Here is an 8134-nt window from a genome sequence, read left to right on the forward strand (position 1 = left end):
AAACCGGCGTTCAACTTCCCCCGAAATCGGCGTTCAACTTCCTCCGATAAACCCACGTTCCGCGCGAAGCTCATCAAGAAACGCGACAAGGCTCGCGCGGATACCCGCCCGAAAGCCCGGTTCCTGTCCTATCGGTTGAACGTCCCGTCGGCGGGCGAGTCGGCGGTGCTCCTCACCGTTGATGACTGGCACCGCGTCTGCGGTGACGAGGTCGCCGAGCGGATCAGGCACCCGATTGGCGGCGTCGACCCAGGGGGGCGGCCGCCGCCTGGTCGACGGCCGTGGCGCAGTGGCGGTCCGGACGAACCGACGCCATCGCCGTGGCGCCGGGCTTGCCGAGCATCGAGGCGCAGGAGAAGCGCGACCGCGCACCGGCTGGCAGCTAACCGGCGTGTGGTCAGCCAGGAGGCGCTGACCGTTGACGAAGGCCAGCGTGTGCCACCGGTGGCGACGCTGGTCGACCGGCTCCTCGGCTGGCGGCCGCCGCGCTCGTCTGCGACCGCTTCCGCCTTGGTTAGCGTTAGCTGCTTGACGCGGTGCGCGGCCGGGTGCCCGTGGTGCCGCGGGTCGCACGTTGGAGCGAGGCGAGAGAGGACATCCGCGCGCTTCGCATACTGGCGCTCGATGGCCCGCTGTCGGCGGCGCCCGCGTCGCGGGGGCTCATTGAGGCGAGCCTCGCGGTGGCAACCGTCAAGACCGACGACCAGAGCTCCGTCGGACTCGTAAAGCGCGGGAGCAACAACGTGGCCCGAGACGACGCCGCCGCGGCCCTGGGTACTCGCCGCTGGCGAGGTGTCGCGGGGGCCGGTCCGGACGGGCCCACCGCGCCTTCACATCATCTGGGCCGCCTGATGGCGGGCTCGCGCTTCCATGCGAAGATCCCGTCGCGGGTTTGGCTGCGCGTCCGGCGCCAAACAGGGGGATTGGCTCCTCAGGCTGGACTCGAACCAGCAACCCTCCGGTTAACAGCCGGATGCTCTGCCAATTGAGCTACTGAGGAACATGCAAGACCGCTGATCATATCATCTCCGCGCACCGTTGGCGCGGCATCCGCGGCCGGGCCGCAACTATCCGCCGCCGCCGGCACGGTCAGTCATCGCCGCGAACGCTTCTGGACGCGAGAAGCTGCACCACGGATCCGAGCAGGCCGAGCACGAGCCAGGCGGCCGCGAAAGCCTCCTGCCCTTCGAGAGGCACCAGCGGGAACAACCCGGACACGTCGCCCGCCGTGGCGGCCATCGCGGCCTGGTTCCGGGACAGCGCCAGCCCGCCGACCAGCGTGGTCCAGCCCCCGACGAACGCCGTTGCGATGATCACCACGTAGCGACGGACGATCAGCGCCATGAGCGCGCCGAGCACGGAGGCGGCGACCACGAGCCAGATCTCCGGATCGCCTTCGACAGCCAGGTGCACGATGAACGCCGCCGCGCCGGCGCCCAGGAGCGCCACCGTGGCAAGGTAGACCGCCAGGGCCACCGCCGCCCCGGCGAGTCCGCCGGCCAGCGTCGCTCCGATGAACCACCAGCCGTCGAGTTGATCGGCGAACGTGGGCGTGACGATCACGCCGCCGATGAAGCCGTACAGCGCCAGCAGCGGCCGCAGCAACGGGTATCCCGCGAAGCCGGCCACCAGTCCGCCACCGAGTAGAATGACGGCGACGGGAAACTGGAGGGAAACCGACTCCATGACCCGCCGATTATGGCAGCGAGCCGACGGTCTGTCGCCGGCCGCCTCCGTTCCCCCATGAACACACGTCCCGCGACATCCGGCCGACCTTCGGGCACGGTCGGCCTTCTTGCCACGATCGGCGGCCTCGGGCTGTTCGGGTACTACCTCCACGAAGCCGGCGTCGGCACCGTGGCCGGCCATATCGGCGAGTTGGGCTGGACGTTCGGTCTGGTGATCGTGCTGTCGGGCCTCCGTTTCGCGGTGCGCGCACTGGCCTGGCTGCGGTGTCTGCCGCCCGGACACGGCCTCGGCCTGCGCAGTCTGCTGCCGGCGTTCGTGGCCGGCGACGCGGTCGCCAACCTGACCCCGCTGAGTCTCGTCGCCGGCGAGCCGGTCAAGGTGCTGTACCTCCGGGACCGCGCGCCCCTCGGCCGCACGGTTCCGGCACTGGCGGTCGAGACGCTCTTCTACACCCTGTCGGTGGTCGTCGTGGTCGGCGCCGGCGCGGTCGCGCTCGTGATGATGGTCCAGCCGCCGGCATCCGAATGGCTGCTCTACGGCCTGCCTCTGGCGACCCTCGTGCTGTTCGTGGCGGGCGCGCACTGGCTCATCTGGAATCGCGTCCGGGCCGCCAGCGCGCCGCTCCGCTGGCTCGCCCGGCGCGGCGTGGCGACCGCGTTGCTCGAGCGGGCCGCGGATCGCGCCCGGAACGCGGAGTCCCGCATCCACCGCGACTACCCGCGGACGTGGTCCCACGTGCTGCTGGTGGCCTCACTCGAGATGTCGTTCCATGCCCTGGCCGTCGCCGAAGCGTTCGTCGTGCTCTCGGTCATCGGAGCCCGAGCCCCCACGCTCGTGGAGGTCTTCGTGTTCGAAGCCGCGAACCGCTTCGTCAACGTGATCTTCAAGGTGGTCCCGCTACGCATCGGCGTCGACCAGGCCGGCACCGCGGCGGTAGCGACATTGTTGGGGTTCGGCGAGACCACCGGCGTCACGCTGGCGACCACGCGCACGGCGCGCATGCTCGTCTGGATGGCCGCCGGCCTAGCGGTGCTGGCGCGCCGCGGACTCTCCCCACGCAGACTCGCGGCCGAGAAGCGGGAACCCGCGGCGGTAGCGGTCATGGCGCGCTCGCCCGCCGGCGCCCGGGCGCCGAAGAGCCGCCTCCGGCAGGCGGTACCCGCGGAAGCGGACCGGCGGCGGCTCTACGCGGCCTTCCTGGCGGACACCGTGGCGATCCGCGGCGCCCTGCCGGACGTCGCCTGGCGCGTCGCCTACGCGCCCGGCGCCGAAGCCGACGGATTCGCCCCGCTCGGCATCGACCGGACCCTGCTGCTTCCCCAGCGCGGGGACGACCTTGGCGCGCGGGAACGCAATCTGTTCGAGGATCTCTTCGCGGCCGGCTTCACCAGGGTAGTGCTCATCGGATCGGACCTGCCGACGTTGCCCGCCGAACACGTCGCCGACGCGCTGGCGCGACTGAGACCCGGAACCGTGACGCTGGGCCCCGCCGCCGACGGCGGCTATTACCTGATCGGCCTGACCGCTCCCGATTCGGGCGACGCCGTTCCGGATCTGTTCACCGGCGTCCGCTGGGGAACGTCCTCGGCATTCGAGGATACGGTGCGCGCCGCCGCCCGGTCCGGAATCGCAGTGGAGCGGATCGCGGGGTGGTACGACGTCGACGACGCGGATGACATGGAGCGCCTGCGGCGCGAGGTCGGTCCGGCCAGCGAGGAGACCCGCGCGCCGGCGACCGCCCGCGTGCTGGAACGTCTGACCGCAGAAGAGGCATTGTCACGGACCCCGACGGGGCGCAGCGACGACCGCGACTGATCCGGCCACCGCCTCCTACAGGTCGCGCCGGCCCTCCATCGCCTTGTGGATCGTCACGTCGTCGGCGTACTCGATGTCGCTGCCGACCGGCAGCCCCATCGCTATCCGGGTGACGCGCACGCCGAGCGGTTTCAGCAGCTTCGCCAGATAGATGGCCGTCGCCTCGCCCTCGACGTTGGGATTCGTCGCCAGGATGACCTCGGCGACCTCGCCGCGGCCGACGCGATCGAGCAGGCTCTTGATGCGCAGTTCGTCGGGGCCGACGCCCTGCAACGGCGACAGCGCTCCCATCAGCACGTGGTAGGCGCCGTTGAACTCCTTCGTCCGCTCCACCGCGGCCACGTTGTGGGGATCTTCCACGACACAGATGACGCTGCGGTCGCGGCCGTCGTGCGTGCAGTAGTAGCAGGGGTCGGCGTCGGTGATGTTGTGGCAGACCGAGCAGTAGGTGATCCGCTCCTTGACATCCCGGATGGCCCCGACCAGCGCCTCCACGTCGTCACGCGGCTGGCGCAGCAGATGAAACGCGAGCCGCTGGGCGCCCTTGGCCCCGATGCCCGGCAACCGTTGAAGCTGGTCCACCAGCGCCTGGAGCGGTCCGAGCTCGGTCATCCACCAAATCCCGGAATCCGCAGGCCGCCCATCATGCCGCCCATCCGGCCGGCTACCTCCTCGTCGACCTTGCGTTGCGCGTCGTTGACCGCCGCCACGATGAGATCCTGGAGCATCTCGACGTCGTCCGCGGAGACGACCTCGGGATCGATCGTGACCGCCCGCAACTGCTTGACGCCGTTCATGACGACGGTCACCATGCCGCCGCCGGCCGTTGCCTCCACCTCCGTGGCGGCGAGCTCACGCTGCAGGCGTTCCTGCATTTCCTGGGCCTGCTTCATCATCTGTTGGATGTTCATCAGATCTTCTCGACGGCGGTGATTTCCGCCGGAAACAGCTCCAGCATCGCCTTGACGACGCTGTCGCCGAGCGCCCGCGCGCGCAACTCGGCCGCCGGGCCGTCCGCGGCCGGGGGATGGTCACCCGCCGCCTGCTTCTCCCCGGCCACCGCACCCGTCCCGCCGGCGCCCCCCGGAGACGCGACCGTGCCGCCCTGCGCCTCTGCAACCGGCGCCTCGGCGGCCTGCTCCTGCACCACTTCGACCGTCAGCCGCCGCCCGACCACCCGTGCGCACAACGTCTCGATCCATTCCCGCTTCGCTCTCAGTTGAGCGGCCAGGGTCTGCCGCGCCGGGGGGAAGGCGAAGACGAGGCGATCCTCCACGATCTCGATCCGTTGCGCCTGAGAGGCGACCGTCCCGTAGAAGAACCGGCTGGCCTGCCTGATCTCCGCCAACAGCCTGTCCGTCGCGTCGGCCTCCCCCGAACCGGCGGCGGGGGCGGGAGTCGGCGCGGCGGGCGTACGAGCCAGGCTGGGCGCTCCCGGGGAGGAGGCCGCACCGAGCGGCATGCTCGGCGTCTCCGGATCCGTGCGCACGGCCTCGACGCCGTTCGGCGCCGCCTGCGCTCCTCCAGCCATCCGCGAACCGCCCTGCGCCGGCTCGGACGGAGACGAGACGTGTTCCCGGCCCCCCGGCGCCCCGTCTGCCACGCGTTCCGCCGAAAGGGCCGCGGACGCCCGCCGCGGCGCGGGCTTCGGGCGCGGCTTCCGCTGCGGGCCGGCGGATGACGCCCCGGCGGACGCCGAAGCGCCGCGCCCCTGCAGCAAGTCGGTGAGCGGCACCAGCTTGCGCAGGTGCATCCAGCGGAGCAGAGCCATCTCGAGGTGGTAACGCGGCTGCATCGCGGTCCGGATCTCCACCTCGGCGCGAGCCATGGCGTCGAAACCGCGGAGCAGATCCTCGCGTGAGAACCGCCGCGCGAGCGCAACCAGCCGTTCGCGCTCGCCCTCCCCGGCAATCTCCGGATCGGCGGCCCGCGCCGCGTCTATCGACAGGACGAGCAGGTCGCGCACCGCACGCGAGAGCTCGCGGCAGACCAGCCGCAGATCGTAGCCCGCCTCGACGAACCGTCCGGCGAGATCGAACACCGCGGCCGCATCCTCGTCGGCGACGGCGGCAACCGCGTCGAGAACGGGGTCTCGTCCGATGAGGCCGAGCACGGTCGAGACGTCGTCGACCCCTATCGTCCGGCCGGCGAAGGCGATCACCTGATCGAAGGCGCTCTGGGCGTCGCGCATGCTGCCGTCGGCCGCGCGCGCGACGAGCCCCAATGCCGCGTCGTCGACGACGATCGACTCGGCGTCCGCGATCATCCGCAACTGTTCGGCGATCTGCTGCCGGCCGATGGTTCGCAGCTCGTAGACCTGCGACCGCGACAGGATGGTCTCCGGGATCTTCTCGAGCTGCGTCGTCGCCATCATGAACACGACGTGCGGCGGCGGCTCCTCGATCGACTTGAGCAGCGCGTTGAACGAGTGGCTGGAGAGCTGGTGAACCTCGTCGATGATGTAGACCTTGTAGCGGTTTCGGACCGGGGCCATCGCCAGCCCGGCGATGATCACCTCGCGAATGTTGTCCACCTGGGTGTGGGTGGCGGCGTCGATCTCCAGAACGTCGATGTCGCGCCCCTCGGCGATCTCCACGCACGCGTCGCACGTCCCGCACGGGTCCGGCGTCGGCCCCTTCGTGCAGTTCAACGCGCGGGCGAGGATGCGCGCGGTCGTCGTCTTTCCCACGCCGCGGGGGCCGGCGAACACGAACGCCTGGGCAAGCCGCCCCTGGGCCAGCGCGTTGCGCAGCGTCTTCGTGGCGGCCTGCTGGCCGACGACGTCATCGAACCGCTGCGGCCGGTACTTTCGTGCGAGAACCTGGTAGGCCATCCGTCGCCAAGCGCTCGTTGGGCGCGGCCGCGAGCGGTGGAAGACCGGCGGACTGCGGACACGGGTCCCACCGCGGCCCGGAAGAGCCTGCGGCACATGTCAGTGGCTACTTAGCGCTGCTGCCTTCCGGCCCTGACGCGGTTCGTAGGCTGAAATTGCACAGGTTCCGAGCCGCGGCGCGACCCGTCACCACGCGCGGAAACCCCAGTGTACGCCGCCTGCGGAGTTCGATCAACCGTGTGGGAGCCCGGACTGGCGTGAGCCGCGGAGCGCCTGAAGCCCACTCCCGCCGCCAAATGGAGCGAACGCGAAATTTGGCGGAGAGAGTGGGATTCGAACCCACGGTAGGAGGATTACCCCTACACACGCTTTCCAAGCGTGCTCCTTCAACCCCTCGGACATCTCTCCGCGTGCACCGGCGCCCGATGCCGTTGACAGTCTACCAGTCCGGCCGATGATCCGGGCAGCGTACCGCGGCGACCGCGCCCGCGTCCGTCAGAATCCCCGGAGGCGCGACGATACGATGACGTCCATCGCGCGGATGTCCTTCCTCCGCATGAGGAGAGTCCTGTACGCGTGGTTGTACGCCTGCAGCATGTAGCCGGCCCGGGTGGTCCGGACCAGCCGGATCAGTCCGCCACCGGAAGCGAGTTGCACGTAGGCCTCGTCGCCGTCCTCCACGCGGCGGCGCGGCGACGCGATCGCGACCGAGTTCGGGCGGTGCGCCGGAATCATCGAGTCGCCGCGGACCTGAATCCCGTAGGCGTTCGGGTCGTGCAGGTCTCCCGGCGGGCACACCCAGCGCACGACGCCGCTCCGCTCTGCCGTCCGGTCGCCCGAAGTGGAGCTCACCGGCGAGGCCTTCCCCTCCTCCACCACCGGAATGCCGGCGGTAGCCGCTGGCTGGGAATCGAGACGCAGGGGTTCGGCACCGGCCATCCCTCCCGCCTCCCGAATCCGGTCGTAGGCCGGATCGACCCCCACGAGCAACTCGTCGACGGAACAGCGCAGCCCCTTCGCGATCTTCACAAGGGTCAGCGTTTCCAGAACCGCGTAGCGATCGTTCTCCCAGTCGGATACCTGCGGCTGCGGGACGCCCAGCAGATCGGCCAGCGCCTTCTGGGTGTGAAGACCGGACTCCCGACGCAGCCGCCTGATGTTCTGGCCGAGCGACACGACGACAGATTATCGCACCGACGGACCCGACGTGAGAACACGTATGCAAGCACAGTCAATCAGTTAAACGCAGAGAGCGCATCGCACCCGTCAGAAGTCCCGTCGACGCGAGTACAGAATCACGTGCATCGCATGAATCTCCTTCGGCCTGACGAAGCGCGCCGGGTAGGCGGGATTGTACGTCTGCAGGATGTAGCCCCCGTGGGCGCCGTACATCAGCCGGACCACGCACTCACCGGACGCAAACCTGACGTACACCTCGTCACCGTCCTGCACCCGGCGGACGGGAGACACGATAGCTAGTGTCCGACAGAAAACCCCGCAAGTGGTTGATTCTACAGGATATCTCTCGAATTTCAAGTGGCGAAGATCGTCCAGATGCCGTATTCTTGGGGAGTGGTTCCTAAGAATCGGCCCATTTCGGTCATATCTTCGCGGCATTGACATCATGAGAGAAGTTCACAGGTCGCAGCTCCAGCTCGGTGAGGTGGCCATCGACAAGATCTGGATCAACCCGAAGTCGCGGGACGATATTCCCGCGGTGTTGAAGGGGCTTCAACACATCTGGTGATCAACGACAATTATTTTTGCCGGTTGGCGAGGACGCGATCGGCCGGTTCG

Annotated in this window: 7 protein-coding genes, 2 tRNA genes and 1 other RNA gene; 1 reads left to right on the top strand and 9 read right to left on the bottom strand. The window is 69.4% G+C overall.

Annotated features, from left to right (window positions below; translation table 11 throughout):
* Window positions 1-924 precede the first annotated feature (924 nt).
* Together F4X11_24035 and F4X11_24040 are read right to left on the bottom strand one after the other, a co-directional pair.
* Window positions 925-1000: transfer RNA gene (locus F4X11_24035), tRNA-Asn, on the bottom strand.
* Window positions 1001-1089: 89 nt separating this feature from the next.
* On the bottom strand, window positions 1090-1686 hold the full coding sequence (locus F4X11_24040) for a DUF4203 domain-containing protein (protein ID MYN68054.1): 597 nt from the start codon (window positions 1684-1686) through the stop codon (window positions 1090-1092).
* Between the two features lie 12 nt (window positions 1687-1698).
* On the opposite strand from F4X11_24040, the gene F4X11_24045 reads away from it, so the two are divergent.
* Entirely contained in the window at window positions 1699-3504 is a 1806-nt protein-coding gene (locus F4X11_24045) for a DUF2064 domain-containing protein (GenBank protein ID MYN68055.1), read from the top strand.
* A gap of 15 nt (window positions 3505-3519) precedes the next feature.
* On the opposite strand, the gene recR is transcribed toward F4X11_24045, so the two are convergent.
* The 7 genes from recR to F4X11_24080 all read right to left on the bottom strand — a co-directional run bounded on the left by recR (window position 3520) and on the right by F4X11_24080 (window position 7807).
* Complete coding sequence (gene recR / locus F4X11_24050; protein MYN68056.1) at window positions 3520-4116, bottom strand: recombination protein RecR; 597 nt, start codon at window positions 4114-4116, stop codon at window positions 3520-3522.
* Window positions 4113-4418: a YbaB/EbfC family nucleoid-associated protein gene (locus tag F4X11_24055; protein ID MYN68057.1), complete on the bottom strand. Its 306-nt coding sequence runs from the start codon at window positions 4416-4418 to the stop codon at window positions 4113-4115. The genes recR and F4X11_24055 overlap by 4 nt, the downstream gene beginning before the upstream one ends.
* Window positions 4415-6337: a DNA polymerase III subunit gamma/tau gene (dnaX, locus tag F4X11_24060; protein ID MYN68058.1), complete on the bottom strand. Its 1923-nt coding sequence runs from the start codon at window positions 6335-6337 to the stop codon at window positions 4415-4417. Before dnaX ends, F4X11_24055 begins: the two co-directional genes overlap by 4 nt.
* 72 nt (window positions 6338-6409) lie before the next feature.
* Window positions 6410-6509: signal recognition particle sRNA small type (ffs, locus tag F4X11_24065), an RNA gene on the bottom strand.
* Window positions 6510-6652: 143 nt separating this feature from the next.
* A tRNA-Ser gene (locus F4X11_24070) sits at window positions 6653-6745 on the bottom strand.
* Between the two features lie 87 nt (window positions 6746-6832).
* Window positions 6833-7513 carry a LexA family transcriptional regulator gene (locus tag F4X11_24075; GenBank protein ID MYN68059.1) on the bottom strand — a complete coding sequence of 227 codons (681 nt, stop codon included), beginning with the start codon at window positions 7511-7513 and terminating at the stop codon, window positions 6833-6835.
* A gap of 90 nt (window positions 7514-7603) precedes the next feature.
* On the bottom strand, window positions 7604-7807 hold the full coding sequence (locus tag F4X11_24080; protein ID MYN68060.1) for a hypothetical protein: 204 nt from the start codon (window positions 7805-7807) through the stop codon (window positions 7604-7606).
* Between the last annotated feature and the right edge of the window lie 327 nt (window positions 7808-8134).

This window comes from Acidobacteriota bacterium, from assembly GCA_009861545.1.
In the GTDB taxonomy this organism is placed as follows: domain Bacteria; phylum Acidobacteriota; class Vicinamibacteria; order Vicinamibacterales; family UBA8438; genus WTFV01.

What these genes read in the sequence shown, in the direction of transcription:
- F4X11_24040 (MYN68054.1), bottom strand. Translation starts at nt 1,686, where the DNA reads ATGGAGTCGGTTTCCCTCCAGTTTCCCGTCGCCGTCATTCTACTCGGT.
- F4X11_24045 (MYN68055.1), top strand. Translation starts at nt 1,699, where the DNA reads ATGGCAGCGAGCCGACGGTCTGTCGCCGGCCGCCTCCGTTCCCCCATG.
- recR (MYN68056.1), bottom strand. Translation starts at nt 4,116, where the DNA reads ATGACCGAGCTCGGACCGCTCCAGGCGCTGGTGGACCAGCTTCAACGG.
- dnaX (MYN68058.1), bottom strand. Translation starts at nt 6,337, where the DNA reads ATGGCCTACCAGGTTCTCGCACGAAAGTACCGGCCGCAGCGGTTCGAT.